26 protein-coding genes are annotated in these 25,754 nt (G+C 66.7%); 17 read left to right on the top strand and 9 right to left on the bottom strand.

Annotated features, from left to right (window positions below; translation table 11 throughout):
* Positions 1-7: 7 nt before the first annotated feature.
* Both ACHQ4I_RS40705 and ACHQ4I_RS40700 read right to left on the bottom strand, forming a co-directional pair.
* Entirely contained in the window at positions 8-1,225 is a 1,218-nt protein-coding gene (locus tag ACHQ4I_RS40705; RefSeq protein ID WP_420777253.1) for a ketosynthase chain-length factor, read from the bottom strand.
* Entirely contained in the window at positions 1,222-2,490 is a 1,269-nt protein-coding gene (locus tag ACHQ4I_RS40700; protein WP_420777252.1) for a beta-ketoacyl-[acyl-carrier-protein] synthase family protein, read from the bottom strand. Before ACHQ4I_RS40700 ends, ACHQ4I_RS40705 begins: the two co-directional genes overlap by 4 nt.
* Before the next feature lie 201 nt (positions 2,491-2,691).
* On the opposite strand from ACHQ4I_RS40700, the gene accA reads away from it, so the two are divergent.
* Complete coding sequence (accA, locus tag ACHQ4I_RS40695) at positions 2,692-4,383, top strand: acetyl-CoA carboxylase carboxyl transferase subunit alpha (RefSeq protein ID WP_420777251.1); 1,692 nt, start codon at positions 2,692-2,694, stop codon at positions 4,381-4,383.
* A gap of 4 nt (positions 4,384-4,387) precedes the next feature.
* Positions 4,388-5,749, top strand: a complete 1,362-nt coding sequence (accC, locus tag ACHQ4I_RS40690) for an acetyl-CoA carboxylase biotin carboxylase subunit (RefSeq protein WP_420777250.1) — start codon at positions 4,388-4,390, stop codon at positions 5,747-5,749.
* Here accC and ACHQ4I_RS40685 read toward each other — a convergent pair.
* A complete protein-coding gene (locus tag ACHQ4I_RS40685) occupies positions 5,746-6,615 on the bottom strand; it encodes an AfsR/SARP family transcriptional regulator (RefSeq protein ID WP_420777249.1) in 870 nt (289 codons plus the stop codon). The genes accC and ACHQ4I_RS40685 overlap by 4 nt on opposite strands.
* A 352-nt stretch (positions 6,616-6,967) precedes the next feature.
* Between ACHQ4I_RS40685 and ACHQ4I_RS40680 the strand changes: the two genes are divergently transcribed.
* Both ACHQ4I_RS40680 and ACHQ4I_RS40675 read left to right on the top strand, forming a co-directional pair.
* Positions 6,968-7,621 (top strand): TetR/AcrR family transcriptional regulator, encoded by a 654-nt coding sequence (locus ACHQ4I_RS40680; RefSeq protein ID WP_420777248.1) that lies wholly within the window; start codon positions 6,968-6,970, stop codon positions 7,619-7,621.
* Entirely contained in the window at positions 7,605-9,206 is a 1,602-nt protein-coding gene (locus ACHQ4I_RS40675; RefSeq protein WP_420777247.1) for an MDR family MFS transporter, read from the top strand. Before ACHQ4I_RS40680 ends, ACHQ4I_RS40675 begins: the two co-directional genes overlap by 17 nt.
* Positions 9,207-9,279: 73 nt before the next feature.
* On the opposite strand, the gene ACHQ4I_RS40670 is transcribed toward ACHQ4I_RS40675, so the two are convergent.
* Positions 9,280-9,753, bottom strand: coding sequence for a L,D-transpeptidase (locus ACHQ4I_RS40670; protein WP_420777246.1), 474 nt, complete (start codon positions 9,751-9,753; stop codon positions 9,280-9,282).
* Positions 9,754-10,084: 331 nt separating this feature from the next.
* Here ACHQ4I_RS40670 and ACHQ4I_RS40665 point away from each other — a divergent pair, with 331 nt between their 5' ends.
* Genes ACHQ4I_RS40665 through ACHQ4I_RS40655 form a run of 3 tightly spaced genes read left to right on the top strand, consistent with a single transcriptional unit; the run spans position 10,085 to position 12,661 of the window.
* Complete coding sequence (locus tag ACHQ4I_RS40665) at positions 10,085-10,408, top strand: hypothetical protein (RefSeq protein ID WP_420777245.1); 324 nt, start codon at positions 10,085-10,087, stop codon at positions 10,406-10,408.
* Positions 10,405-11,688 carry a hypothetical protein gene (locus ACHQ4I_RS40660; RefSeq protein ID WP_420777244.1) on the top strand — a complete coding sequence of 428 codons (1,284 nt, stop codon included), beginning with the start codon at positions 10,405-10,407 and terminating at the stop codon, positions 11,686-11,688. The genes ACHQ4I_RS40665 and ACHQ4I_RS40660 overlap by 4 nt, the downstream gene beginning before the upstream one ends.
* Positions 11,675-12,661 (top strand): DUF8176 domain-containing protein, encoded by a 987-nt coding sequence (locus ACHQ4I_RS40655; RefSeq protein WP_420777243.1) that lies wholly within the window; start codon positions 11,675-11,677, stop codon positions 12,659-12,661. The genes ACHQ4I_RS40660 and ACHQ4I_RS40655 overlap by 14 nt, the downstream gene beginning before the upstream one ends.
* 41 nt (positions 12,662-12,702) lie before the next feature.
* Here ACHQ4I_RS40655 and ACHQ4I_RS40650 read toward each other — a convergent pair whose 3' ends face one another.
* Positions 12,703-13,203 carry a GNAT family N-acetyltransferase gene (locus tag ACHQ4I_RS40650; RefSeq protein WP_420777242.1) on the bottom strand — a complete coding sequence of 167 codons (501 nt, stop codon included), beginning with the start codon at positions 13,201-13,203 and terminating at the stop codon, positions 12,703-12,705.
* 9 nt (positions 13,204-13,212) lie between these two features.
* Between ACHQ4I_RS40650 and ACHQ4I_RS40645 the strand changes: the two genes are divergently transcribed.
* From ACHQ4I_RS40645 to ACHQ4I_RS40635, 3 genes are all read left to right on the top strand, one after another.
* Entirely contained in the window at positions 13,213-14,406 is a 1,194-nt protein-coding gene (locus ACHQ4I_RS40645; protein WP_420777241.1) for an SDR family NAD(P)-dependent oxidoreductase, read from the top strand.
* The gene (locus tag ACHQ4I_RS40640) at positions 14,403-16,046 is read left to right on the top strand and encodes an acyl-CoA synthetase (protein WP_420777240.1); all 1,644 of its coding nucleotides are present in this window, start codon (positions 14,403-14,405) and stop codon (positions 16,044-16,046) included. The genes ACHQ4I_RS40645 and ACHQ4I_RS40640 overlap by 4 nt, the downstream gene beginning before the upstream one ends.
* 143 nt (positions 16,047-16,189) lie before the next feature.
* On the top strand, positions 16,190-17,035 hold the full coding sequence (locus ACHQ4I_RS40635; protein WP_420777239.1) for a DUF5134 domain-containing protein: 846 nt from the start codon (positions 16,190-16,192) through the stop codon (positions 17,033-17,035).
* Positions 17,036-17,074: 39 nt separating this feature from the next.
* Here the strand turns inward: ACHQ4I_RS40635 and ACHQ4I_RS40630 are convergent, their stop codons facing one another.
* From ACHQ4I_RS40630 to ACHQ4I_RS40620, 3 genes are all read right to left on the bottom strand, one after another.
* A complete protein-coding gene (locus ACHQ4I_RS40630; RefSeq protein ID WP_420777238.1) occupies positions 17,075-17,776 on the bottom strand; it encodes a PhzF family phenazine biosynthesis protein in 702 nt (233 codons plus the stop codon).
* 369 nt (positions 17,777-18,145) lie between these two features.
* On the bottom strand, positions 18,146-18,685 hold the full coding sequence (ahpD, locus tag ACHQ4I_RS40625) for an alkylhydroperoxidase, AhpD family (RefSeq protein ID WP_420777237.1): 540 nt from the start codon (positions 18,683-18,685) through the stop codon (positions 18,146-18,148).
* A 50-nt stretch (positions 18,686-18,735) separates the two neighbouring features.
* On the bottom strand, positions 18,736-19,323 hold the full coding sequence (locus ACHQ4I_RS40620) for a peroxiredoxin (protein ID WP_420777236.1): 588 nt from the start codon (positions 19,321-19,323) through the stop codon (positions 18,736-18,738).
* 114 nt (positions 19,324-19,437) lie between these two features.
* Between ACHQ4I_RS40620 and ACHQ4I_RS40615 the strand changes: the two genes are divergently transcribed.
* Entirely contained in the window at positions 19,438-20,352 is a 915-nt protein-coding gene (locus ACHQ4I_RS40615) for a hydrogen peroxide-inducible genes activator (RefSeq protein ID WP_420777235.1), read from the top strand.
* A 165-nt stretch (positions 20,353-20,517) separates the two neighbouring features.
* On the opposite strand, the gene ACHQ4I_RS40610 is transcribed toward ACHQ4I_RS40615, so the two are convergent.
* Positions 20,518-20,952: a MarR family winged helix-turn-helix transcriptional regulator gene (locus ACHQ4I_RS40610; protein WP_420777234.1), complete on the bottom strand. Its 435-nt coding sequence runs from the start codon at positions 20,950-20,952 to the stop codon at positions 20,518-20,520.
* A gap of 95 nt (positions 20,953-21,047) precedes the next feature.
* Between ACHQ4I_RS40610 and ACHQ4I_RS40605 the strand changes: the two genes are divergently transcribed.
* From ACHQ4I_RS40605 to ACHQ4I_RS40580, 6 genes are all read left to right on the top strand, one after another.
* Positions 21,048-21,896 carry an SDR family oxidoreductase gene (locus ACHQ4I_RS40605; RefSeq protein ID WP_420777233.1) on the top strand — a complete coding sequence of 283 codons (849 nt, stop codon included), beginning with the start codon at positions 21,048-21,050 and terminating at the stop codon, positions 21,894-21,896.
* A 293-nt stretch (positions 21,897-22,189) separates the two neighbouring features.
* Positions 22,190-22,675, top strand: coding sequence for a gamma-glutamylcyclotransferase family protein (locus tag ACHQ4I_RS40600; protein ID WP_420777232.1), 486 nt, complete (start codon positions 22,190-22,192; stop codon positions 22,673-22,675).
* 60 nt (positions 22,676-22,735) lie between these two features.
* Positions 22,736-23,326 carry a TetR family transcriptional regulator C-terminal domain-containing protein gene (locus ACHQ4I_RS40595; RefSeq protein ID WP_420777231.1) on the top strand — a complete coding sequence of 197 codons (591 nt, stop codon included), beginning with the start codon at positions 22,736-22,738 and terminating at the stop codon, positions 23,324-23,326.
* 86 nt (positions 23,327-23,412) lie between these two features.
* Positions 23,413-24,153 carry an SDR family NAD(P)-dependent oxidoreductase gene (locus ACHQ4I_RS40590; protein ID WP_420777230.1) on the top strand — a complete coding sequence of 247 codons (741 nt, stop codon included), beginning with the start codon at positions 23,413-23,415 and terminating at the stop codon, positions 24,151-24,153.
* Positions 24,153-24,353 carry a tautomerase family protein gene (locus ACHQ4I_RS40585; RefSeq protein ID WP_420777229.1) on the top strand — a complete coding sequence of 67 codons (201 nt, stop codon included), beginning with the start codon at positions 24,153-24,155 and terminating at the stop codon, positions 24,351-24,353. Before ACHQ4I_RS40590 ends, ACHQ4I_RS40585 begins: the two co-directional genes overlap by 1 nt.
* Before the next feature lie 176 nt (positions 24,354-24,529).
* Positions 24,530-25,717, top strand: coding sequence for a cytochrome P450 (locus ACHQ4I_RS40580; RefSeq protein ID WP_420777228.1), 1,188 nt, complete (start codon positions 24,530-24,532; stop codon positions 25,715-25,717).
* The last annotated feature ends 37 nt before the right edge of the window (positions 25,718-25,754 follow it).

The raw sequence follows: 25,754 nt of genomic DNA, 5'->3' as shown, positions 1-25,754 counted from the left end.
CGGCTCCCTAGGTTTGATCGACGGCGCGTACGACGACCGCGGAGTTGAAACCCCAACGGCCACGCGCCAGGACGAGGGCGCCGCCGACGGTGGCGGGCCGGGGTGCGCCGAGAACCAGATCGATCCGGTAGTCCTCGGCGAGTGTGGTGGTGTAGGCGGTCGGCGGGATCACCGAATCGCGGATGGACAGCAGCGCGGTCACGATGTCGAGCGGGCCCGCACCCGAGAACAACCGTCCGGTCAGCGGTTTCGACGCCGTGACCGGGACGCCGTCGGCGCCGAAGATGGCTTCGATGGCCGCCGCCTCGTCCCGATCGCGGTCGGGCACACCGGCCGCGTCGGCGAAGACGACATCGATATCGCCCGGCTGCACACCGGCGTCGGCGAGTGCGAGTTCGGCGGCCCGGCGCAGGCCCGAGGGCTTCCCGGAGTCCGGCGGCGGGTCGAATGTCGAGGCGTACCCCGCGATCTCGCCGTGCACCTTCGGCACACCGCGGGCTCGGGCCGCCGTCGCGTCCTCGACCACCAGCATCGCCCCGCCCTCACCGGGTACATATCCGGCTGCCTCGATATCGAAGGGGAGGTAGGCGCGTTCCGGTACGGGCGTGGTGCTGACCGCGCCACTGGCCAGATGCGAGGCCCAGCCCCACGGATCCAGCGCCGAATCCACCCCGCCGGTGACCACCAGCGGGGTTCCGCGACGTACCGTGCGCCTGGCATGCCCGACCGCGTCCAACCCGCCCGCCTGCTCTGCGACCAGCGCGCTGCTCGGTCCGCGCATGCCGTGCCGGATCGAGATCTGTCCGGTGTTCACCGCGTAGAACCAGGCGAACGATTCGTAGACGCTCACATGCTCGGAACCGCGCGACCACAGCTTGTTGAACTCCCGATGGGTGAATTCGAAACCGCCGGAGGCATTTCCGGTGACCACGCCCATGTCGTAGTCGGTCAGCGCCGCCGTATCGACCTTGGCGTCGTCGAGAGCCCATTGCGCGGCAACCAGCGCCATCCGGGTGGAAACGTCGGTCTGCGGCAGCAATCGGCTCGGCAGATGTTCGGCCGCGTCGAAATCGGCGACCTGCCCGGCCAATTGAGCGCTGCTGTTGCTCGCGTCGAACCGGGTGAGCGGCGCGATACCACCGCGACCCGCCAATACCGCATCCCAGAAGCGTTCGGCGCCCTGGCCGTTCGGCGCGAGCACACCCATTCCGGTCACCAAAATCATGCCGCCACCTCCTGCGGTTTGCGCAACACCATCGCGCTCTGGAAGCCGCCGAACCCGCTGCCCACGGTGAGCACGGTGTCCATGCGGTGCTCGCGCGCGGTGAGCGGCACGTAGTCCAGATCGCATTCCGGATCGGCCTCGTGCAGATTCGCCGTCGGCGGCACCACCTGGTATTCGAGTGCCAGCAGGGACGCGGCGATCTCGACCGAACCGATCGCACCGAGCGAATGTCCGACCATCGACTTGATCGAGCTCATCGGTGTCGCGTAGGCGTGATCGCCGAGACTGCGCTTCACCGCGGCGGTTTCGTGCCGATCGTTCTGCCGGGTGCCCGAACCGTGCGCATTGATGTAGTCCACGCCGGTGGGGTCGATGCGCGATTCGTCCAGCGCGACCCGGATCGCCTCGGCCATCTCGCGACCATCGGCCTTGAGACCGGTCATGTGGTAGGCATTGCACCGCGTGGCGTAGCCGGTGATCTCGGCATAGATGTGTGCGCCGCGCTTGCGCGCGCTCTCGTACTCCTCCAGCACGAACATCGCGGCGCCCTCGGCGAGGACGAAGCCGTTGCGCGAGTTGTCGAACGGCCGGGAGGCGTGTTCGGCATCGTCATTGCGGGAGGTGGTCGCCTTGATCGCATCGAAGCAGGCCACCACGATCGGCGTGATCGGGGTATCGGCGGCCCCGGCCAGCATGACATCGGCCGAACCCTCGCGAATCAACTGCACCGCATGGCCGACCGAATCCAGGCCGGATGTGCAGCCGTTGGAGACCATGGCGACCGGGCCCTCGGCGCCAACGCTCCAGGCGACCTCGGCCGGCATCACGCTGGGCACCATGTAGTCGAACATGTGCGGGGACAGGTAGGTCTGGTCGACCAGCCAGTTCTTGCCGGAGTCCGACAACACCAGATACTCCTGCTCGAGGCTGGTGGCCGCGGCGACCGCGCTGCCGAGGCTCACGCCGAGCCGGTGCGGATCCAGCGACCCGATATCGATGCCGCTATCGGCCACCGCCTCGCGTCCGCACACCACGGCGAACTGCACCGCCCGGTCCATGCGGCGAATTTCCCTGGGCGAGAGCCCCTCCTGAACCGGGTCGAAGTCGGCCTCGCCCGCCACCTGCGATCGGTACGGTGCGGGGTCGAAGAACGAAATCCGGCGCGTGGCGGTGCGGCCTTCGGACAGCAGCTTCCAGAACTCGTCCTTGCCCGAACCGCCGGGCGCGCGGACACCGAGGCCGGTGACGACAACGCGGCGGCTCATGCCGCACCACCGGATGTGTTGGGGTTCATGGCGTTATCTCCCTTCGATCGTGGCACCAAGCATCGAAGGCGATCCTCGAACCTGACTCGAGCGCCGGAGTCGAGCTGTTCTCTAGCGGGCGCGCGCAGGCTGTGCTCAGTGATCGACCGACAGCGAGGTCCGGATCGATCACCCGTTCCCCGAGCACAGGAGACATGCGTGATGAAGTCAGCACACGGCCTGGACGGTGCCGCGGACTGGGTGCTCTGCCCGGCCTGTCTGATTCCGCTGTACGGCAAGCGGTTCGCCCGCGACCTCGGCGTCTGTGGTGAATGCGGCAGACATACCCCGATCACCGCCGAACAGCGCATCGCCCAGCTCGCCGACGAGGGCCGCTACGAACCGCTCGCCGTCATTCCTACCGACGAGGACCCGCTGAGCTTCACCGATACCAAGCCCTACCCGGACCGGCTGGCCGCCGCGCGGGCGCGCACCGGCATGCACGATGCCGTACTGTGCGCGCTCGCCTCGATAGACGGCAATCCGGTGATCATTGCGGCGATGGATTTCCGTTTCCTCGGTGGCAGTTTGGGTACCGCCGTTGGGGAGATGATTACCGCGGCCGCGGAAACCGCGCTCGCCGAACGGATCCCACTGCTCATCGTCACCGCATCCGGCGGTGCGCGGATGCAGGAGGGCCCGCTGTCGCTGATGCAGATGGCGAAAACCAGTGCGGCACTGGAACAGTTGGACCGCGCCGGGATCCTCACCATCACCCTGATCACCGACCCGACCTATGGCGGTGTGGCGGCCTCGTTCGCGACGTTGTCGGATGTGCTGATCGCCGAACCGGGCGCGCGGCTGGGTTTCGCGGGGCGCCGGGTGATCGAGCAGACCATCCGCCAGGAGCTGCCGCCGAAGTTCCAGACCGCCGAATTCCTCTTGGAGCGTGGGCTGATCGATATGATCGTGCCGCGCGCGGGGCTGCGGCAGGCGCTCGGTTCCCTGCTGCGAATCGCCGGTCCGGTCGACCCGACCGGCGGTGCGGTGACCGAACTGGACGCGGGAACCATCACCGACCCGGCTCGGGTCGCCGACAGCGATCCCTGGACCCAGGTCCGGCGCGCGCGGACACCGAGCAGGCCGACCGCGCTCGACTATTTCGCCCTCGCCTTCGACGGCTTCCACGAGTTGCGCGGGGACCGTATCTCGGGGGACTGCCCGGCCATTGTCGGTGGCACCGCCTGGTTGGGTGATCAGCCGGTCGTAGTGATCGGACACCAGAAGGGCCATGAGCCGAAGGAGATGATGGCGCGCAACTTCGGCATGCCGACGCCGGCGGGATACCGAAAGTCCGCGCGGCTCATGCGTTTTGCCGAGAAGCTAGGGCTGCCCGTGATCACTCTGATCGACACTCCGGGGGCCTATCCCGGTGCGACCGCCGAGGAGCAGGGGCAGGCGGTGGTGATCGCGGAGAATATCCGGCTGATGTCGGCGCTGCGGGTGCCGGTGATCAGCGTGGTGATCGGCGAGGGCGGCAGCGGTGGTGCGCTGGCCTTGGGTGTGGCCAATCGGGTGCTGATATTCGCGAACGGCACGTACTCGGTGATCAGCCCGGAGGGGTGCGCGGCCATCGTCTGGAACGAGGCGGCCGCCGCGCCGAAAGCGGCTGCCGCGCTGTCGCTTACGGCCGGCGAGCTGCTGCGGCTGGGCGTAGTCGACGCCGTGCTGCCCGAACCCGGTGACGATGTCGGTAGTGCGCCCTTGGCGGCGGCGAATCAGCTGCACCGGGCGCTGGTGGCGAACCTGCGGGAGTTGACCGGGCGCAGTGGGGAAGACCTCGCGACCGAGCGGCGCGCTCGCTTCCGCCGATTCGGCGCGCGGCACCAGGTTCCGGTCCGGTCGGTGGCGTAAGAGAGTGCGGGACACCATGTTCGAGAAGATTCTGATCGCCAATCGTGGCGAGATCGCGCTGCGGGTCGCGCGCACCTGCCGGGAACTCGGCGTGCGCATCGTCGCGGTGCATTCGGTCGCCGACGCCGAATCGGCGGTCGTGCGGTTCGCCGATGAATCGGTGCAGATCGGGCCCGCGGCGGCCAAGCGCAGCTACCTCAATGCCGCGGCCGTGCTTGCCGCCGCCGAGCTGACCGGAGCAGATGCCATCCATCCTGGATACGGATTCCTCTCGGAGTCACCGGATTTCGCCGATGCCTGCCGTGCGGCCGGGGTCACATTGATCGGCCCGCCCGCCGATGTGATGGCCGAGCTCGGCGACAAGCAGTCGGCGCGCACACTGATGGCCAAGGCGGGGTTGCCGCTGCTGCCGGGCAGTCTCGATCCGCTCGAACCCGATGCGGCGCACGCGCTCGCCGACTCGATCGGCTATCCGGTGATCATCAAGGCGGCCGCGGGCGGTGGCGGGCGTGGCATGCAGGTGGTGCGCGAGAGTGCGGCGTTCCCGCGCGCCTACCAGGAGACCCGCGCTACCGCGCGAATGTTGTTCGGGGACAGTCGAGTCTATCTGGAGAAGTACCTCGAGGGCGCGCGGCATGTCGAGATCCAGGTGCTGTGCGACGGCTACGGCAAGGGCGTGCACCTCGGCGAACGCGATTGCTCGGTGCAGCGCCGACATCAGAAGCTCATCGAGGAGTCGCCCGCGCCGCGACTGCCGGACGGACTCGCGGCGCGGATGGGCAAATCCGCAGTGGACGGGGTGCTGGAAGCGGGCTATGTCGGCGCCGGAACCGTGGAATTTCTGGTGGATCGGGAGGGGAATTACTATTTTATGGAGGTGAACTGCAGAATCCAGGTAGAACATCCGGTGACCGAAATGGTCACGGGCATCGATTTGATCGCCGAACAGATTCGGATAGCCGCTGGGCAACCGCTCGGCATCGCTCAGGACGATATTTCCCTGCGCGGTGCTGCAATTGAATGCCGGATCAATGCTGAGGACCCGGCCGCCGAATTCGCACCGGCTCCGGGAATTGTGTCGGAATTCACACCGCCGGGTGGTCCGTTCGTACGCGTCGATACGCACGTGCACGCCGGTTATTCGATCCCGCCGCACTATGATTCGCTACTGGCGAAACTGATCGTCTGGGCGCCCGACCGGGACCAGGCGCTCGCGCGCATGCGGCGAGCCCTGGCTGAATTCCGGATTTCCGGGGCGCGGGTCGAGACGACCCGGGATTTCCTACGCGAAGTACTCGACCATCCGGCCATGCGATCGGCCACGCACTCGACCGCGCTGGTGGACGAGTTGTTGCGGGAGGGTTAAGCGGGTTCTGCTCGAGCCGAGCGGAATTCGGGGGAGTACCAGCCGATGAGATATCCCGCGTGGCGGCTGTTGAGCATGGCGCTCACCGATACGTCGGAGGCGGCGAGTATGTCCTGATGCAGTTTCTGCAGCTTCTGGCACGGGTCGAGGCCGAGTTCATGCTGCATCAGCTTGCTGAACCGCTGGTAGGAAGCCAGGGCGCTGGCCCGCTGGCCCGAACGGCACAGGGCGAACATGTAATACGCCTGCAGACGCTCGTGCAGCGGGTGCTGCATGGTGAGTCGGGCCAGGTCGGGGCAGGCCTCACGGTATCTGCCGAGCCGCAGCTCGGCCTCGACCCGCAGCTCCACATTGGTCAGCCGCAGGTGATCCAGATGCGAGATCTCCGCGGCGAGCGGGATGCCGCCCTCCACATCGACCAGCGCCGGACCGCTCCACAGCGCCTCCGCGGCGGTGAACAGGTCGACCGCGCGGTAGTCGTCGCCGGTCTTGGCGGCACAGCGGGCGGCCTCGGACATGCTCTGGTAATCGCGCAAATCGAAGAGGCAGTCCTTGACGTCGAAGGAATAGCCTTTGCTGCGGGTGCGCAGAAAACGCTCGGCCACCTCGGCCTGTCCGATGCCGAGTTGTTCGGCCATCTTCTTGCGAATTCCGAGCACGTAGGTCTGCACGACGGTGACGGCGCTCCGCGGCGGATCGTCGTTCCACAGTTCTTCCACCAGGGTGGTGACCGGAACGACGGTATCGTGTCTGACGAGGAGTAATGCGAGCAGTTGGCGTTGCTTTTGAGCAGTTGGCGTGGCGTTCTGATTATTCAGGGCAAGCGTCAATGGACCTAACACGCGAGCGCACACTGGATACTTCACTTGGAGCTCTCCTCCGGGCGTTATCCCCCCGACCGACGTGAGTTCTCGAAATCCCACCTCGCTGTAGGCAAGCTCAACACTATCGAAAATCGAGTAGCGACTCGATGAAAGTTGAGTTATATCGGAGTTAATTCACATTGATAACGTATCGAATTGTCCTACGTCCCAAGGAGATTCATACGCTGGGTGAATTCATGGGTTGACAGCACGCAGGGGTGTCGGTACGCGCCGACTCGGTCCGCTGCGTGCATCCGCCGTGCCTGTTCCCGGCCGTCGCCGTCCCGGCTGTGACGGAGTATGCCACTGAACTTGCAGTTTCTGAAAAATTGCAGTTTGTGCTACTTTGGCGGACATGTCCAAGGCCACGCGCGACGAGCGCCCGATCGGGTTGCGAGAACAGAAGAAGCGTCAGACCGAGCTCGAGCTCTGTCTTGCCGCTCGACGGCTGGCGGTCGAGCGCGGGCTGGACGCGACGACCGTCGAGGACATCGCAAGGGCGGTCGGGGTCTCGCCCCGCACGTTCTTCAACTACTACGAGACGAAAATGGATGCGGTAGTCGGGCCGATCGGGGAGATCGGCACGCCGGAGTTGCGCCAGCGGTTCATCGCTGGCGGACCGAGCGGTGTGCTGATGGACGATCTCACCTGGTTGTTCGCCCACGGCTTCGAATCCGAGAGCGAAGTCCGCGAGGGCATCGCCCTGGTTACCGAGATCATCAAGACCGAGCCACGGGTGCTCGCGGCCTTCGTCGCCTCGGGCGCCCGATTGCAGAGCGTTATCTCCGACCTGCTCGGCGCTCGGCTGGGTAGTGCCGTCTCACCCGAATTCGCCGGTCTGGCAGCGGGATTCATGACGACCATCACCACGAGGGCAGCGATGACCTCGGCCGAGGATCCGAACGTATCGCTGGCAGCGGCGGTACACCAACACTGTGTCATGGCCGCCCGGCTGTTCGAGCAGCCGGCGACCAGAAAAGGAGACGTGACCGATGACCATCACGGCTGAATCGCCCCCCGCGCCGATCGTACTGACGCAGAAGCGAATCTGGCTCATCTTCGGCGCGCTGATCGCGGGGATGTTCCTGGCCAGCCTGGATCAGACGATCGTTGGCACCGCCATGCCGACCATTGTCGGCGACTTGGGCGGCATCTCCCATATGGCTTGGACCGCAACGTCATATCTGCTCGCGACCACCATCATGATGCCGATCTACGGCAAGTTCGGTGACCTGTTCGGCCGTCGCTGGCCGTTCCTGTTCGCCATCACCATCTTCACGGCCGCATCCATCGGCGCCGCCTCGTCGACGAGTTTCTGGGAGTTCATCACCTTCCGCGGCCTGCAGGGTGTGGGCGGCGGTGGTCTGATGATCCTGGCGCAGGCCATCATCGCCGATGTGGTGCCCGCCAAGGACCGTGGCAAATACATGGCCCCGATGGGTGCGGTCTTCGGCATCACCTCGGTCGCCGGTCCGCTGCTGGGCGGCTTCTTCGCCGATCACCTCGGCTGGCGCTGGTGCTTCTGGGTCAATGTGCCGATCGGTATCGCCGCGCTGTTCATCGCCTTCCGCTACCTGAGCATCCCCAGCCACCGGCCCAAGACCCGGCCCGACTACCTCGGTGTCGTATTGATGTCGGCGGCGACCACTCTGCTGATCTTGATCACCGACTGGGGTGGGAAGCAATACGCCTGGGGCTCAACGGTTATGGTCACGATGATCGCCGCGTTCATCGCGGTGGTGGCCGCCTTCGTGCTCGTCGAGGCACGCGCCGAGGAGCCGATGCTGCCGCTGTGGTTGTTCCGCAACCGCACCTTCGTGCTGACCTCCGCGATCGGCTTCCTGGTCGGGCTGGTGATGTTCGCCGCCTTGTCCTTCATTCCGACCTATCTCCAAATGGCAACGGGCGCTTCGGCTTCGGTATCGGGTCTGCTGCTGATCCCGATGATGGTCGGCCTGATGATCGCGCTGATCGCGTCGATGACGATGGTCACCAAGACCGGCCGCTACAAGGCGTATCCGCCGCTCGGCGCGGCGCTGATGTTCGTGGACATGCTGTGGTTGACCCGCCTGGACGCCGACACCGCGATGTGGGTCGTCTCCGCGATGCTCTTCGTCATGGGCGCGGGCCTCGGCCTGATCATGCAGATCATCGTTCTTGTCGTACAGAATGCGGTGGCCCCCAACCAGATCGGCACCGCGACCAGTGCCAACAACTACTTCCGCGAAATGGGCGGCGCACTCGGCGTAGCCATCTTCGGCTCGATCTTCACCAACCGATTGACCGAAGGTCTCACCGACGTGTTCGTCTCCCACGGCCCCGAAGCCGCTGCGGCGAAACTGGATCCCGGCGCCCTGGTTCCCTCGGTCGTGAAACACCTACCCGATGGCTTGCACGACGCAATCGTCGGCGCCTACGTGGACGCCCTGGTTCCCGGCTTCTGGTACCTCATCCCGGGCGCGATACTCGCCTTCCTGCTCGCCCTGTTCATCCCCCAGATGAAACTCTCCGACGAGGCGGGCATGGTCGCCCGCGGCGAAGCGGTCATGGAAGACGACGCGAATCTCGCTCCCGAGCTCGTCGGCGAACGGTAAGGCCGCGGATCGACACGAGAAAGGCCCGGGCGGTGATTTCCGCTCGGGCCTTGCTCGGTGACCAAAGACGTTGTCAGCGTACGACTTCGACTACGTCACCGGGCTCGAGCCAACGGTAGGTCGCCTCGGCGCCCTCGGGGGTCATCCGGATGCAGCCGTGCGACTGTTCCTCGATGGGGCCGATGTGGGTGGCGATATCACCGTTGAAGAAGACGGCCCACTTCATCGGAGCGTTGTGCATGGTGCTCCAGAAGTCCTCCCTCTTGAAGGCGACCTTGAAGACGCCGGGCGGCGTCTCGTATCCCGGCCGCCCATGCGAGATCGGGGTCGGGCCGTAGGTGACCTTGCCGTTGTCCATCAGCCAGGCTTCGTTGGTCGAGAGCCGCATACACATCCGTGCCGAGGTGCCGCACGGTGCGTAGACGGGAGCTGGTGGAATGGGCGGAATGATCGCCGGTGTGCCGATATCCGGTCCACCGGGCCACAATGGTTCGGCCTGCGCCGTGCCCGCCATCAGGAGCCCGGCCGAAACGGCACCGACTAGCACTGCGGATCTGACCGACCAGTTTCGAAAACGCTTGCTGTTCTTCACGTTTCTGACCCCTAACCTTACCGGCACCCTGTGCGCGACCCGCCAGGGTGATGATGGGACCAACCTCGTCGGCTAAGCATAGGTCCGCCGCGAGTTGAAAGTGATCATTTTCGCACCGCTACCTCGGTATCTGCTGCGAAGTGCCGGTGTCGCACAAGCGCCAGCGGAAGCGACATAGACTCCATCGGAACACAGGATCGGGCGCGCATTGTCCGGGTCCCAAGTACGCTCGGAGTGTCGAAATATAACGCGACAGATTGGTTTCCGTATTTATCAAGGGGGAACAGTGGACGCGCTGAAGCTCGACCCGGCGGCGATGGCCGCCTACACCACGATCGCGAATACGGTGTCGCAACAGCTGGCCTCGGCGTCGGCTGTCGCGGGTGGCGCGGTGAATCCGGAGCGGCTGGCCGCCGACCTCGGACCGATCGGCGCCGGATTCGTGGCCCGTTTCACCGAGAAGGTGAACGAGCACGTCCAGGCGCTCTCGACCGCAGGGCAATTGGTGGCCGCCTATGGGCAGGTGCTGCGCGATTACAGCGCGGATATGCAGGACATCGACGTCGATTCCGCGGGCGCCCTTGCCCGGCAAGGAGAAGCGCTGTCATGAGACGATTACTGCGACGACGGCCCGCGAACACCGCGGCCGACACGCCCACCACGACCGTCGACCCGAATGTGGATCCGCCGATTGTGGCCGCGCTGGTCGAGCCGCTGCTGCAGCTGCGCGCCTCGCTCGGCAGCGGTGTCGCGACACCGGACCAGTCCGTTGTCGACGCGCTGTCCGCGGCCTCCACCCAGGTCGCCGATACCGAGGGTCCGCACCGCGACGGCCTGCACGCACTCGAGTCGACCTGGACCTCGCGCGCCGCCGACGACGCCGTTCCGGCATTGCGCACCACCCAAACCCAGATCGGCGACATCTCCGACCGCGGACCCGAATACCTGTCGGTGCTCGGGGATGCCCATGCCACCAGCTCCCGCGCCGCGCAGAAGGTGGACCAGATCATCGCGGACTTCCGCCGCGACGCCCGGCAGATCATGAGCACCGCGAGCGCGTCCTCGGATACCGATGCCGTGATCGCGCGGGCCACGCAGGCGCTGCGTGACGCCGTCACCGCGGTCAGTACCGCGCGGTCGGAAATGGACGGCCATACCGCGCGGCTGGACGCGATGGGGCCGCTTACGGTGACCACACCACAGGGCGTCGGCACCTACCAGCAATCGGTCGTGCCCACTACCACGGACGGCACCACCACCGCGGGCGTGACGACGACAACGCCGCTGGATCCGGTGCAGGCCGCCCAACTCCAGTTGCAGCAGTACCTGATAAACGCCGGTGTTTCGGTCGGCACCGCGGCCATCGAGGCGGGGGTCAATATCGGCACCCACCTCATCGACAAGATCGCCGAGGTCGGCACGCACGCCATGGATACCGTGGCCACCTCGGCCGATAAGGTGATCGATAAGGCGATTCCCGAACTCATCCATCCCGGCAGCACCACGAACTCGACCACGGGCGAATCCTCGAGCAAGCCCTCGAACGTGATCGACTTCGGCGGCGGATCGGGTCAGTCGGCCAAGCCCGCGCCGAATGCCGGGACCAGTTCGGTGATCCCGCCCAACGGATCCACCGCGACGAAACCGGCGCCCGCGCCGACGCCGGCGCCGCAGCCACCGGCCGCCAGCACGGAAACGCCGCCGTCGCGACCGTCCGCGCCGGAGCCGGCGAACCAGCCGGGCACCACCGGTGGTCTGGCGATGCCGCCGTCGTCGCAATCGGATGAGGACCGCCGCCCGCGCGACGGCCAGCTCGGCGTCACCGTGCCGACCGCGATGGCGACCGTCCCGCCAGCGGTGATCGGCGAATTCGACGATGACGAGCTCTGATTCCGGCTCCCCGAGCCAGAACCAGGGCAATCCGTTCGACACCGGACTGCCCATGGTCCGGCCCGCCGCCCCGGATTCGAAGCGGCGACGGCGCTCGAACCCGCGCCGCGGTTCCGGTCAACGGCGGGCACCGCGGGTCGATCCGCTCGACCCACCCGAGCGGCCGCGTCGCGCCAGGCCGGCCGGGGATTGGCAGGAGTGGCTCGAACCGCGCCGCCCCGCCGAAGCGCCACCGGAGGCGGATCGGAGCCGGACTCGAACGCGGGCGGCCGAGGCCGAATCCGCCCTACCGGCGGAGACCAGTTCCGTCGTGCCCACGATCATCGATCGGTCCGGTGGGAATCCTGGTCCGGCACTGCGGCATCCGCCGCGGCGTCGCGATCCGCAACCGGCAGGTGGCGGCAATCGGGTGGTCGCGGTGCTGATCGTGCTCGGTGTGCTGCTCGCGGTGGTCTCGGTGGTGATGTTCGTCTTCGGCGGCTCGGGTGACCCGAAGCGACCTGCCGCCGCGACCACTCCGGCCTACCCACAGGGCACCGCCGGGCGCGCCCCTGGAACCACCGCCCCCGGCGATCAACCGTCGGCGGTCGCGACTCCCGGCTGCGAACAGCGGCGCACCGGCGATGTCATCTCCGGCACCGATCCGGGCGGCACCAGCGATGGCCCCTCGGCGATCCTCGCCTTCGAACGCGCCTATTACGTGCAGCGTTCCGGATTCGCGGCGCGCGGCGTCGTCGCCGATGACGCGAATGTACCCGCCGCCGATCAGATCCAGCGGGGCATCAACCAGGTCCCCGTCGGCACGCTCTACTGCGTGCAGATCACCCGCGCGGGCACCGATGCGGGCGAGGCCCACTGGGAAGTCCGCCTCACCCAACAGCGTCCCGGCGAGCAGCCACAGACATTCACCCAGATCATCACGACCCGAACAGCGGGCAATCGAACGCTGATCACCGCGATCAACGCCGCCTGAGTTGGACCGGCGATCACGCCGATCCGGGCCGTGCCGAACGATCAGAGGGCGCGAGTCATGAAGACGCTGTGCGGGTCCTCGAGGTAGTCGGCGAAGGGGGCGCAGACCTCGAAGCCGTGGCGGGCGTAGAGCCGTTGCGCGGGGGCGAAGTAGTCGGAGGCTCCGGTTTCCAGGCTGAGCCGGTGGTAGCCGCGTGCGCGGGCCTCGGCGATGAGGTGGTTCAGCAGGGTGGGGGCGATGCCGCGGCCGGTGCGATCGGTGGCGGTGCGCATCGACTTGATCTCGCCGTGCGTGGGGTCGAGCTGTTTGAGTGCGCCGCAGCCGGCGAGTTCGCTGTTCTCCCAGGCACTCCAGAATGTGACGTTCGGTCCGCGCAGGGCGTCCAGGTCGAGGGCGTGCACGCTGCCGGCGGGTGAGTTGTCGTACATCTCGGCCAGATGCTGAGTCAGCAGGGCCGCCACCTCGGGTCCGGACAGATCATCGATCACGATCCGCAGGGTGGCGGTGGGGCTCGGCAGGTGCTCGTCGACTTCGCTGGACATTGGACCATCATGGACCGCGCGCCCGGCCCCTGCTGTCTGGGTCGGCACTCGACGAACTCCTTCGGCACGCTTTACTGTGAGGGCACTCGCCCTCACCTTAGGTGGACAACGATGCCGATATTCGAGAAGTTCGCGCAGCGCACGAACAATGCGCTGATCAAACCGCGTCGCCTGCCCGCGCCCTGGGTGCCGTCGCTGGCCGATCGGGTCGCGGGACGCACGGTGCTCATCACCGGCGCCTCCAGCGGAATCGGCCGAGCGTTGGCCGAGGCGGTCGCGGCGGCGGGTGCGACGACCCTGGTGGTGGCGCGGCGCGCGGATGAATTGGCGGTGCTGGTGCGCGAGATCGGCGAGCGCGGCGGGGTGGCGCACGCGATCGCGGGGGATCTGTCCACCGACGAGGGCATCGATGCCGTCGCCGACCAGGTGCTCGCCGAATTCGGCGCACCGCAGATCCTGGTCAATAACGCGGGTCGTTCGATCCGCCGGTCGGTGGCGAATTCCGAACGGCGCCTGCACGATTACGAGCGCACCATGCGGGTCAACTACCTCGGCGCGGTCGGACTGACGCTGCGCCTGCTGCCGGGCATGCGGGCCCGGGGTTCCGGCTATGTGCTGGCGAGTTCGTCGATCGGGGTGCAGGCCAACCTGCCTCGTTTCTCGGCGTATGTGTCGTCCAAGGCCGCGCTGGATGCGTTCATGCGGGTCGCCGCCGTCGAATGCCTCAGTGACGGAGTCCGATTCGGCACCGTGCACCTGCCGCTGGTCGACACCGACATGATCGGCCCGACCGGCTGGGGTGGCTTCGCCCCGCTCACGGTGGACGAGGCGGTGGCCTTGCTGATCGACGCGCTCCGACGGCAACCGGACCACGTCGGCGTGCCATTGGGCGCCCTCGCCGCGACCGGCAGTCAGTTGATGCCGCGGACCGCGCGACTGCTGCTGCACTACTTCCACCGTATGGTCCCCGAATCGGCTGCGGCGAAGGGTATTCAGCCGGCTGCCCCGTCCGGAAACCTCGACGGCACAAGCACAATTCGGGGCGACCGGGGCGACCGGGGCGACCGGGGCGACCGGGGCGACCGGGGCGACCGGGGCGACCGGGGCGACCGGGGCGACCGGGGCGACCGGGGCGACCGGCGCGGCGGATCGGCGACAGTCGACGTGCGATCGGACGCGGACGACGTGAGGATCGAATCATGAAGTTTGCCAACAAGGTCGGGACGCTGGCCGCGACCGCGGCGCGCCGGGCCGCCGATGAGACCTACTACGCCGCCCTGACCGTGCGCGCCGGACTCGCGACGCCCGAACGCCCGGATCGGATCGCCCGGATGGGCGTGGCGGTGCTGCGCTCGGGACTGCTCGGCGGGCTGACAACCGTTGCCGCCCTGCGCTATCGCGATCGCACCGCCATCATCGACGAACTCGGCCGCGTCAGCTTCCGCGAACTCGACGAGCGCAGCACCGCACTGGCGAATGCCTGGCGCGCACGAGGTCTGCGTGATGGCGAGGGCGTGGCGATCCTGGCGCGCAACCACCGCGGCTTCCACTACTCACTCTTCGCGGCGGCCAAGTGCGGCGCCCGGATCATCTTGCTCAACACCGACTTCGCGGGCCCGCAGCTGCGTGAGGTGGCGACCCGCGAGGGCGCGGATCTGCTGGTCTTCGACGACGAGTACGCCAGCATGCTCGGCGACTTCTCGCCGCGGCGCGGCCGCTACCGCGCCTGGGCCGATAAACCGGGTGTCGACACCTTGGACAATCTGATCGCGGGCGCCGCGCGCACGCCACCGCGCAAACCACGCACCACAGCCCGAATCATCCTGCTGACCAGCGGGACGACCGGTACGCCGAAGGGTGCGCCGCGCAGCAGTGAACCGACCTCGCTGTCGCCACTGGGCGCCATCCTCGGCAAGGTGCCGTTCCGGGCACGCGAAATCACCGAATGCCCGGCGCCGCTGTTCCATACGCTCGGCTTCGCGCATGCCATTCTCGCGGTCGGCTTCGGTTCGACGCTGGTCATCCGGCGCCGGTTCGATCCGCAGGCGGTGCTGGACAGCCTGGACCAGCACGGCGCCACCGCCATGATCGCCGTGCCGGTGATGCTACAGCGGCTCGTCGACGCCGGTCCGAAAGCCTTTGCCGGACATGATCTCTCGCGATTGCGGATCATATTCGTCGCTGGATCGCAGCTCGGCGCCGACCTATGCGTTCGGGTGACCGAGGCCTTCGGGCCGGTGGTCTACAACGTGTACGGATCCACCGAGGTGGCCTACGCGACCATCGCCACGCCCGCGGACCTGGCGATAGAGCCCGGCTGCGTCGGCTCCCCGGTGCCGAGCACCACCGTGAAGATCTTCGACGACAATGACCTGGAGGTGGGCCCCGGCACCACCGGGCGGATCTTCGTGGGCAACAACTACCAGTTCGAGGGCTACACCGGTGGCGGCGACAAGCCCCGCATCGGACGGTTGATGTCCACCGGCGATGTCGGTCACTTCGACAGTGCCGGAAGGCTTTTCATCGACGGGCGCGATGACGACATGATCGTCTCCGGCGGCGAGAACGTCTTTCCGGGCGAGGTCGAGGAACTCCTGGCCGCGCATCCCGCGGTGGCCGAGGTCAGCGCGTTCGGCGTGCACGATGACAGGTACGGTCAGCGCCTGCGCACGGTAGTCGTTGTGCGAGAGGGGTATTCGCTCACCGAGGATGAGGTGCGCGAGTACGTCAAGACGCATCTGGCGCGCTTCAAGGTGCCCCGTGATGTGTTGTTCATCGACGAACTCCCGCGCAACCCCACGGGCAAGGTGCTCAAACGCGTGCTACGGGAGCTTCCGGCCTGAGCGGGGTGAAGTGTCTGAGGTGGCGGTGTCGATTCGCAACCCTGATGGGGTGCGACTGAGCGTGTTGTGTGGAAAGGGTGGCCGGTGGACATGCTGGGTGCGAGCATGAATGGTGGGTAGTGCCGGGTCGGGAGGTGGTGGGTGTGGTGGAATTCGCGCAGGAGTATGCCGCTTTGCGGTGGGCGGTGGTGCTGGCGTTTCTGTTGGCGTCGGCGGTGGTGCTCGGGCGGTTGGCGGCACCGGCCGGTGAGCTGCGGCGTGTGGCAGGGGAGTGCGGGGCGGTTGTGGTCCCGCTCGTTGGCGGCTCGAGTACGGCCGATTTCGGTTGCGCGCAGGCGAATTCGATGGGCAAAGGCACGGCGGCATGTCATGAATCCGATGCCGCGCATCTGATCATGTGTTTGGTCATGCTCGCGATGCTGGTGTTTCCCGCCGGTGCGGACCCGGTTGCGTTGCGCGGTGTGCTGATCGCGATGATCGTCGTATTCGCGGCGTTGCTGGTGGACCGGATTGTGCAGTGGCGCAGTGCGACTCGGTTGGTGCCCGGCGCTCGGATGGTCGCGCTCGGATATCACGTCGTCGTCGCGTCCGCGATGCTGTACGCGATCTCCGGGCACGGTGCGAGCGGACATGCCGGTGGACCCGCACGTGTTCCCGCGCTGGCATTGGCCGCGTTGTTCACCGCGGATGCGATCGCGTCGATCGTCGCCGCGACCACCGGACGTGCTCAGCACTGGCTCGGGCATCCGATCGGCCTGCCGGCCGGCTCGGCTCAACGGGATTCGGTTGAGGCTATTTCGATGCCGGTCGATATGGCCCGGTCCGGTTCGATACCGGGTCAGCCCGGTTCCACACCGACCGCTCCGGTCGTAACCGGCTCAACGCAGACTGGCTCCGTTGCCGGTCGTGCGCTGTCCTCGGCGATGGTGCCCCACATCGTGATGGATCTTGGCACCGCCTACATGCTGGTCGCCGCCGTATCCGGATGATTGCGACCCCATCCGGATGATCGCGGCCGACGGGCTTGCCTACAGCTCGATGACCGAGTCGGCGACGACTCGACCGCCGAGGCGGACCCATCCGTCGGAGTCCCATCCGGTGAACAGTTGAGAGCCCCTGCCCTGGGTGATGATCAGGCTGCGGCGCAGTAGGGCGGTGAGGGCGACGGCGGCGGCGCCGGTGGCCTCGTCCTCAGCGATGCCCATGGCCGGGGCGAACATGCGGGAGCGTACGGTGCCGCGGTGTTCGTCGGTCCAGGTCCACACGTAGTGGGAGCCCTCGGTGAAGTCGTCGGGGCGTAGCTTCGCCAGTTCGTCGGGATCATCGAGTTGGTGGAAGGTGAAATCCGGTGCCCATTCGCCGCGCGCCGTGATCCAGATGAGGCCGTCGGTGAGTTCGACGGCGACCGGTCCCGCGGGCACCTGCAGGGTCCGCACCGGGTGGCCCTGCTCGGCGAACCACCATGCGGTACCCACCGAGGGGTGTCCGGCGAAGGGCAGCTCCATCGCGGGGGTGTAGATCCGCACCTTGGCGACCTCGTCGACCGGCTCCTCGACGACGACGGTCTCGCTGTAGCCCGCACGCGCGGCGAGTGCTTGGTGGTCCACCTCGGCGACATCGCTCGCACGGGCGATGCCGAGTTCGTTACCGCCCCGCCCGGCCGGGTCCGTGAAAACGCGCACGACCTCGACCCGCGTACCAATGGCCTCCGGTTCACCTTGTGTGCCCATGATCGCGAGCCTACCGGGCGGCGAAAAGTGCTCCTATGCGTCGCCGCAGAATTTCTGTCTGGGACGAATTGTCCTACGACCGGCAAATTTGCCCGTTATGTCCCAAATTCCCGTTTGGGAGTTCCGACGGTTCGAAGGGTGCGGCCGTTGGCGCTTCAGCTCCGATCGGTTTTCGACTACCAAGCGGTGGGTACCACCCAGGCGTCCGCATCGGTCGGCGGTGTGCGGACAGCCATTGGCCCGTCTCCCTTGTCCACGAGGTGCGTATCGCGGACAGGCTATCGGGCCGCTCCGACATGTACCGGTCGACGCGGAAACGGCAACGGCCCCGCCCTTTTGGGCGGGACCGTTGCTCGGCGTAACGAGGTGTCAGACCGCGACGGCCGCCAGCGCCTCCGTGGATTGGACGGCCTGGCCGACACCGGCGACGATCGCCGCCGCGCGCAGCGATTCGAAGATCACCTCGCGCGAGATACCCGCCTCACGCAGCGTCTTCTCGTGCGCCTCCAGGCAGTGCGCGCAGCCGTTGATCGAGGAGACCGCGAAGGACCACAGCTCGAAATCGGCCTTGTCGACACCCGGGTTGCCGATGATGTTCATCCGCAGACCGGCACGCAGATCGTCGTAGCGGCCCTCGAGAAACGCCTTGCCCCGGTAGAACACATTGTTCATGCCCATGATCGAGGCCGCGCCGAGTGCGGCGTTGTACGCCTCCGCCGAGAGGTTGTCCGCGGCTTCCTCGGCGATTTCACGCAGCGTCGTCGCCGACCGGGTCGCGGCCGCCGACGCGAGCAGGGTGCCCCACAGTTGCTGTTCGTTCAGCACAGTGGTGCGTGCGATGGACGACAGATTGAGCTTGAGGTCCTTTGCGTACTCGGGAAGGGAGTTCTTCAGGGTCTCAATGCTCATTCGGCGAATCCTCTTCTCGTTCGGGGGTTTTCAGGTGTTTCGGATGGTGCTCAGACGCTCGCGGCGAGCAGTTCGCCCGCGTTGATCGTCGGATCGCCCTTCTTCCAGTTGCAGGCGCACAGCTCGTCGGACTGCAGTGCGTCGAGCACGCGCAGCACCTCGTCGACATTGCGGCCGACCGAACCGGCGGTCACCGAGACGAACTGGATCTCGTTGTTCGGGTCGATGATGAAGGTGGCCCGGTCGGCGACGCCGTCGGCATTGAGAACGCCGGTGGCGGAGGCCAGTTCACGCTTCAGGTCGCTCAGCATCGGGAAGGGGAGGGTCTTGAGATCCTCGTGCTGGGCGCGCCACTGGAAGTGCACGAACTCGTTGTCGACCGAGGCGCCGAGCACCTGCGCGTCGCGGTCGGCGAACTCCTCGTTGAGCTTGCCGAAGGCGGCGATCTCGGTCGGGCACACGAAGGTGAAGTCCTTGGGCCAGAAGAAGACGATGCGCCACTTGCCGGCGTGGTCGTCGGAGGTGATCCGGGTGAAGTAGTCGTCAGGCTGCTGAGCGTCGACCTTCGACAGGTCACCGCCGATCACCGCGGTGAGGTTGTATGCCGGGAATTGGTCGCCGATGGTCAGCAAAGCCATGCTTGTCTCCTCGTCAGTCGGGTTGCTAGAGCGAGTGGATCGAAAAGCTCACAAGTGATCTTGCCCAAAGGCCGGTGAAAGGTAAACGTGATCAGTCGCACTACACTGATAGGCGTGACTGATCAGACTTATCAGCCGACCCTGTCGCAGCTGCGTGCGTTCGTAGCGATTGCGGAGTACCGCCACTTCGGCACCGCGGCAGCCAGGCTCAGTGTGAGCCAGCCCACGTTATCGCAGGCATTGGCCGCATTGGAACACGGGCTCGGGCTGCAGCTGATCGAGCGCAGCACCCGCCGGGTGCTCGTCACCGCCGCGGGCATGCGGCTGCTGCCGCAGGCGATGGCAACGCTCGAGGCGGCCGATCGATTCGTCGCATCGGCGACCGGTGACAGTCTCGGTGGCACCATGCGGATCGGCATCATCCCGACGGTTGCTCCGTATGTGCTGCCGAATCTCCTGCCCGAGTTGCGCAAGGTGCTGCCCGCCTTGATACCTCAGGTCGTCGAGGACCAGACCGCGCGGCTCCTGGAGGGTTTGCGCACGGGTGTCCTGGACGTGGCGCTGCTCGCGCTGCCGACCGAGGCGCCGGGGCTGGTCGAGATCCCCCTGTACACCGAGGAATTCGTGCTGGTGACCCCGCGCGGTCACGAGCTGGCCGGCCGCACCGATATCGCCCCCGCCACCCTCGACACGCTGCCGCTGCTGCTGCTCGACGAGGGGCACTGCCTGCGTGATCAGACCCTCGAGTTCTGCCGTTCCGCCGACGCGCACCCGGGCGCGGTCGGGGATACCCGCGCTGCCTCGCTGGCGACCGTAGTCCAGTGCGTCGCCGGCGGCCTCGGTGTGACGCTGATTCCGGAGATGGCCGTGGCGGCCGAAACCTCGCGCGGCACATTGGAAACCGCGCATTTCGCCGCGCCTGCTCCCGGGCGCACTCTTGGTCTGGCCTTCCGGGGATCGACGGCGCGCGCCGAGGATTACGAACGCCTCGCGGAGATCATCCGATCGCAGCGCCCCGGAGCGAGCTGAATCAGCGCTGCTCCCAGGGGAATAGCCGCGCAGCGGGAGCCTCGACAGTCCGATAGGTCTCATGTCGGCCGATGCCCGCCGCAATTCGAAGCGTCGGCCGCCGGTGCGGGCTCACCATGACTCGATCCCGTACCAGCGCGTTCGCGGTGCGCCGCTAGCGCCGGATCAGGGTGCGGAGTCGCCGAGCAGTTCGGACGCGGTGTGGTGGATTTTGCGCAGGGCGGTCATCAGGTGGCGGCGTTCGGCCGGGGTGAGATCGGCGGTTACCTTGTCCTCCAAGGCTTGTCGCTGTGCTTCGATCGGCTGCTGGAGGGCGCGGCCCTTTTCGGTGAGCCAGAGGCGCACGAGGCGGTTGTCGTGCTCGTCGCGGCGTCGCTCGAGCAGGTCCGCCGCACTCATGCGGGTGGCCATTTTGACGACGGTCGGTGTGGCGACGTTCAGCGCCGTGGCAACCTCGCCCGGGGTCCGGCCGTCGCGCTCCCACAGCAGGGCCAACAGGTGATTCTGGCCCAGATGTAGTCCGTGCGTGCGCATCTCGCGATCGGCGAGTGCGCGCAGCACCTTCGAACTGCGGCCGTGCAGGTCGAGGAATTCGGGCACGATCGGCCTCCTTGTCGCGGGCGGCGGGCATTGACGGATCAATCGTTAGCCGTCTAACGTTCTCTTCGTTAGACGGCTAACGATGTGGAGATCTGATGATAGTGGTTACCGGTGGCACCGGAAATATCGGCCGTGAACTCGTCCACGAACTCGATGCCAGGGGCGCGGAATACCGTGTGCTCGTGCGTGATCCGGCCCGCGCTGCGGGTCGGGGCGAGCTGATCGTCGGTGACCTCGACGATGCAGCGACCCTGGCGCCTGCGTTTGACGGCGCCGACGCACTGTTCCTGCTGGTGCCGGGCATCGGCTCGGAGCACACGGTGAATGCGGTCGCCGCGGCGCGAGCGGCCGGGTTGCGGCATATCGTGCAACTGTCGTCGATCAACGCGATGGGCGATCCCGTACCGGCCATGGGTCGTTGGCATCGCGAGCGCGAGCGGATCGTCGCCGAATCCGGCATTCCGGTGACGGTGCTGCGGCCCGGCGGCTTCATGACGAACGCGCTGGAATGGGCGCGGACCATCCGTTCCGGCGGCGCGGTACTCGATCCCACCGGACCCGGCCGCTACGCCCCGATCGATCCCGCCGACATCGCCGCCGTGGTGGCCGAAGTGCTCACCACCGACGGGCACCAGGGTATGACCTATACCCTCACCGGCGCGGAAACCTACACTGTCGCAGAACAAGTCGCGATCATCGCCCGCGCGGTCGGCCACGCCATAGAGGTGCGCGAGGCGGCCACACCGCAGGAGGCGTTGCAGTCCCGCTACCCAGGCGGTGCGCCACCAGCGCTGGCCGCGGCGATTATCGAGGGGTTCGAATTGATGCGCGCCGATACGGTGGGATTCCGCACCGACACCGTACGTCAACTGCTCGGCCGCAGTCCGGGTACATTCGCCGAGTGGTGTGCCCGCAACATCGACGCATTCCGTGCGACAGCGTGAAACGGGTCTTATCGGGTCACAGCGGCGGCGGTGCGCCGCGCCCGCCGACGTATCCGGCCCATCGGGTGTGCTGGCGGTTTCGGTCCCGACCGGCGGCGCGTAGCCGGCATCCGTCCGAAGGCGGCCCGGAATCAAAGCTCCAGTGGCTGAGTCGGTTTCGCTGACGTCGGGGCTCGACGGATCACTGGTATCGCTCCGGGTCGCCGCGTGTCGCGCGAGGGGTGTGGATCGGTCCGTCGGTGTCGTGCCGGTCCCGCCGGGCGCACATGACCTATCGGGCGTAATCTCCGCTCGTGGGCAGTTCCGAAGAGTTCGCGGTGGAGTCGGCGGCGATCGTGTCGGTCACGCGCTCGGCGACCGAGCGAGCCGTCCGCGCGATGGCGGACGACGATCGGTTGTTCGTCTACGGGACGCTGCAGTTTCCCGAGGTACTGGTCGAGTTGATCGGTCGGCGTCCCGAGTGCGTCGCGGCGGAGCTGGCCGGGTGGCGGGTGGCGACACTTCCCGGGCGGGTGTATCCGGGATTGGTGCCCGCCGTAGGTGGGGTCGCGCGGGGTGCGGTGCTGTCGGGGCTCGACGCGGCGGAGCGGGCGGTGCTCGATGCGTTCGAGGACGATGAGTACGAATTGCGACAGGTGCGGCTCGATTCGGTGACGTCCGCGTGGACGTATGTGTGGACTTCCGGTGTCGCCCAGGATGACTGGTTCGCCGAGCGCTTCGCCGCCGAGCATCTCGAATCATTCGTCCTTCGCTGCGCCGGTTGGCGACGGCGGCTCTGAATCGAGCCTGGTCATGGCCGGAATTTGCCATTCCAAGACGACCGGTCATATATTAATCGCATGGCGCGACCGCGACGCAGTGACGATACTCGGCAGGCTCTGGTGGAGGAGGGGGCCGCCGGGTTCTTGACGAACGGCTATCACGGCACCGGAATCAAACAGGTGCTGGATGCGGTGGGCGTGCCGAAGGGGTCGTTCTACAACTACTTCGACAGCAAGGAGAGCTTCGGGCGGGCGATCATCGACCATCACTCGCTGTGCGTGCAGCGGAATTTGGCCGAGGCGCTGGGGAGTACGGCGGATCCGATCGCCGGGTTGCGCGCGTTCTTCGCGCGGCTCATGGACGACTTCGTCCAGGCGGAGTTCACCGGCGGGTGCCTGATCGCGAATCTCGGTGGGGAGCTCGAGGGCAGTGAGGTGCTGCGGGAATCCCTGGCCGGTGCGTGGCATTCCTGGCGAGACGGGGTCGCGGTGGCGCTGCGTGGGGCGCAGGAGCTCGGGACCATTCGCGGCGATATCGATGCCACCGAGCTGGCCGATCTGCTGCTGGAGTCCTGGGAGGGGGCGGTGATACGGATGAAGATCGAGCGCTCGCTCGAACCGCTGCACAAGTGTCTGCGTCGACTGCTGGACGATTACTTCCGACCCTGAGCTGCGGATTTCCGCTTTGCGTCGACGCATATCCATTCCAAGACGACCGGTCGTATCGAAAAGTATCACGAGGAAGAGAGAGAAATATGGTCAGCGCGAAGACGGTCATCGTGACCGGATCCTCCAGCGGGATCGGGCGCGATATCGCCCGGGCCTTCGTCGAGCGCGGCGACAATGTCGTGCTCAACGGACGGGATGCGGACAAGCTCGGCACGGTCGCGGACTCGTTGGGCGCACCGGAGCGGATCGCGGTATTCGCCGGTGATATCGGTGCTCCCGCAACGGGATCCGAGCTAGTGCGCCTGGCGGTGCAGCGGTTCGGCCGGGTGGATGTGCTGGTGAACAACGCGGGAATCTTCGGGGCCACACCGTTCGTCGATGTCACCGAGGCGGAGCTCGACGGCTATCTGAACGGGAACCTGAAGGGCACCTACTTCACCACGCAGGCGGTCGTGCGGCAGCTCCAGGCGCAGAAAACCGGTGGCAGCATTGTGAATATCGGGACGGTCCTGATCAACCACGCGCTGGCGGGCCTACCCGCATCGGCGGCGCTGGTCAGCAAGGGCGGCGTGCACGCCCTGACGACGAGCCTTGCGGCGGAACTCGCGGCGGACGGGATCCGAGTCAATGCCGTTGCGCCAGGGATCATTCGCACGCCACTGTTCGGTGACGGCGACGAAAGCGCCTCGGGCCGACTGGCTTTGCTCAACCGGATCGGCGAGGTGAGCGAAACCACCGCGGCGGTGCTGTATCTCGCGGACGCCGCCTTCACCACCGGTCACATCTTCCCCGTCGACGGCGGGTTCATCTCGGGAAGGGCCGCGTAATGCCTTACGTCAATATCAAAGTCACCAACGAGGGTGTGACCAGGGAGCAGAAGACCCAGCTCATCAAGGGCGTCACCGACCTGCTGCGAGATGTGCTCGGCAAGGATCCGGCGACAACGTTCGTGGTGATCGACGAGGTCGAGCTGAGCGACTGGGGCATCGGCGGCATGAACGTCGAAGACTGGCGCAAGCAGTCATAGGTCGACCTATGCGCCCATTCTTGCTCGGATTCAGTGGGATCGAGGCCGGAATGGGCGCCGAGGCCACTTCGGTCCTGGCCGGGTACACGGCAATGGCCAGGCATTCCTCGGCGATCCACCCTGCCCCACGCGGCGCTGTTAACCTGAGATCCGATGTATCCGGTCCAGGAGCAGCTATGCCCGGTGAGGTTCGAGCCGAGATCGGTTGGAGACGGGCGATTGTCGAGCGTGACATTCCGTCCGCACTGATCGCGCGGACGCGGCGCAACGGCGGGATCATGCGGGTCAGGATGCCATTGCCGGGCCGGTCTTGGCTGATCACCGACAGCGATCTCATCGACCGTGTATTGCGTACCGGTGCGGGCGAATTCGACAAGGGTGGTCCGATCTACCGCATTATCCGTAAGGCAACCGGCGACGAGGGCTTGTTCGTGATCAACGATCGGCAACTCTGGCGGACCTTGCGTGAACACACGAATCCCGCGTTCGCGGCTGCCGAGCTGGCGCCGCTCGCGCACGAGAGTGTGCGCCGACTGAACGACCGCGTCGACAGCTGGCGGCCGAACCGAGCCGTCGACGTGTTCACCGAATTCAAACTGCTCAATGTGGAGCTACTGGCGCAACACCTTTTCGGTCAGACCGTCGACTGCGCGACCCTGGTGCGATTGGCCCAGCCGATCTTCGACAGCCAGCGCAAGCAGTGGTTCCGGATCGGCGGCGGCAGGTATCGGCGCGCCATCGCGGCCATGGACGCCGAGGTCCACGCCATCATCGACCGGCGTCGCGCATTGAACGATTTCGGGGGTGACCTGCTCGGACATCTACTGCGGGTGCGTCCGGAACTTCCGGTTCAGCGGATACGCGATCAGGTGATAAGCCACTTGATGGCGGGTTTCGACAGTACGGCATGCGCTCAGGCGTGGGCATGTGTGCGGCTGGCCGACAATCCCGCCGAGCTGGCCGAATTGCGGACCGAGGTCGAACAAACGCTGGTGAATCGGGTACCGGCCGCAGCCGACCTCGCCCGGTTGCCGCTGCTCACATCGTTTTTCGGCGACGTTGTGGCACAGCGGCCCTCGTTCCCGCTCATCTTCCGTCATGTCGTGGTCGATACCGAATTGGCCGGTCGCCCGCTGCGTCAGGGCGACCAGCTGTTCATCGCCCTCGGACCCGCCCGCCTGCCCTTCGGCAGCGGCAAACGAAAATGCATCGGCGAACCGATGGCGCTGCTGACCGGCGCACTGTCCATCGCCGTACTCGTACAGCGGTTCGGTCGGTGGCAGCGCACGCGGCCGGGCAACCAGCAGATCCGCTACGCGACCACAGCTCCGCCCCGACACAGCGAGATCCGCTTCACGCCATAACCCCGGCAACCGTGGCGCGATGGCCTGGTTTGCGGGC

The sequence above is a fragment of the Nocardia nepalensis genome (genome assembly GCF_048910785.1).
Classification (GTDB): Bacteria; Actinomycetota; Actinomycetes; order Mycobacteriales; family Mycobacteriaceae; genus Nocardia; species Nocardia nepalensis.
The sequence above is the reverse complement of the archived record's forward strand: the minus strand, read 5'-3'. Positions and strand labels throughout refer to the sequence as shown.

Bases quoted from the DNA above. Each gene is read 5' to 3' on its own strand.
- ACHQ4I_RS40705 (WP_420777253.1), bottom strand. From the start codon at position 1,225: ATGATTTTGGTGACCGGAATGGGTGTGCTCGCGCCGAACGGCCAGGGC.
- ACHQ4I_RS40700 (WP_420777252.1), bottom strand. From the start codon at position 2,490: ATGAGCCGCCGCGTTGTCGTCACCGGCCTCGGTGTCCGCGCGCCCGGC.
- accA (WP_420777251.1), top strand. From the start codon at position 2,692: ATGAAGTCAGCACACGGCCTGGACGGTGCCGCGGACTGGGTGCTCTGC.
- ACHQ4I_RS40680 (WP_420777248.1), top strand. From the start codon at position 6,968: ATGTCCAAGGCCACGCGCGACGAGCGCCCGATCGGGTTGCGAGAACAG.
- ACHQ4I_RS40675 (WP_420777247.1), top strand. From the start codon at position 7,605: ATGACCATCACGGCTGAATCGCCCCCCGCGCCGATCGTACTGACGCAG.
- ACHQ4I_RS40660 (WP_420777244.1), top strand. From the start codon at position 10,405: ATGAGACGATTACTGCGACGACGGCCCGCGAACACCGCGGCCGACACG.
- ACHQ4I_RS40655 (WP_420777243.1), top strand. From the start codon at position 11,675: ATGACGAGCTCTGATTCCGGCTCCCCGAGCCAGAACCAGGGCAATCCG.
- ACHQ4I_RS40650 (WP_420777242.1), bottom strand. From the start codon at position 13,203: ATGTCCAGCGAAGTCGACGAGCACCTGCCGAGCCCCACCGCCACCCTG.
- ACHQ4I_RS40645 (WP_420777241.1), top strand. From the start codon at position 13,213: ATGGACCGCGCGCCCGGCCCCTGCTGTCTGGGTCGGCACTCGACGAAC.
- ACHQ4I_RS40640 (WP_420777240.1), top strand. From the start codon at position 14,403: ATGAAGTTTGCCAACAAGGTCGGGACGCTGGCCGCGACCGCGGCGCGC.
- ACHQ4I_RS40630 (WP_420777238.1), bottom strand. From the start codon at position 17,776: ATGGGCACACAAGGTGAACCGGAGGCCATTGGTACGCGGGTCGAGGTC.
- ahpD (WP_420777237.1), bottom strand. From the start codon at position 18,685: ATGAGCATTGAGACCCTGAAGAACTCCCTTCCCGAGTACGCAAAGGAC.
- ACHQ4I_RS40620 (WP_420777236.1), bottom strand. From the start codon at position 19,323: ATGGCTTTGCTGACCATCGGCGACCAATTCCCGGCATACAACCTCACC.
- ACHQ4I_RS40605 (WP_420777233.1), top strand. From the start codon at position 21,048: ATGATAGTGGTTACCGGTGGCACCGGAAATATCGGCCGTGAACTCGTC.
- ACHQ4I_RS40595 (WP_420777231.1), top strand. From the start codon at position 22,736: ATGGCGCGACCGCGACGCAGTGACGATACTCGGCAGGCTCTGGTGGAG.
- ACHQ4I_RS40590 (WP_420777230.1), top strand. From the start codon at position 23,413: ATGGTCAGCGCGAAGACGGTCATCGTGACCGGATCCTCCAGCGGGATC.
- ACHQ4I_RS40585 (WP_420777229.1), top strand. From the start codon at position 24,153: ATGCCTTACGTCAATATCAAAGTCACCAACGAGGGTGTGACCAGGGAG.
- ACHQ4I_RS40580 (WP_420777228.1), top strand. From the start codon at position 24,530: ATGCCCGGTGAGGTTCGAGCCGAGATCGGTTGGAGACGGGCGATTGTC.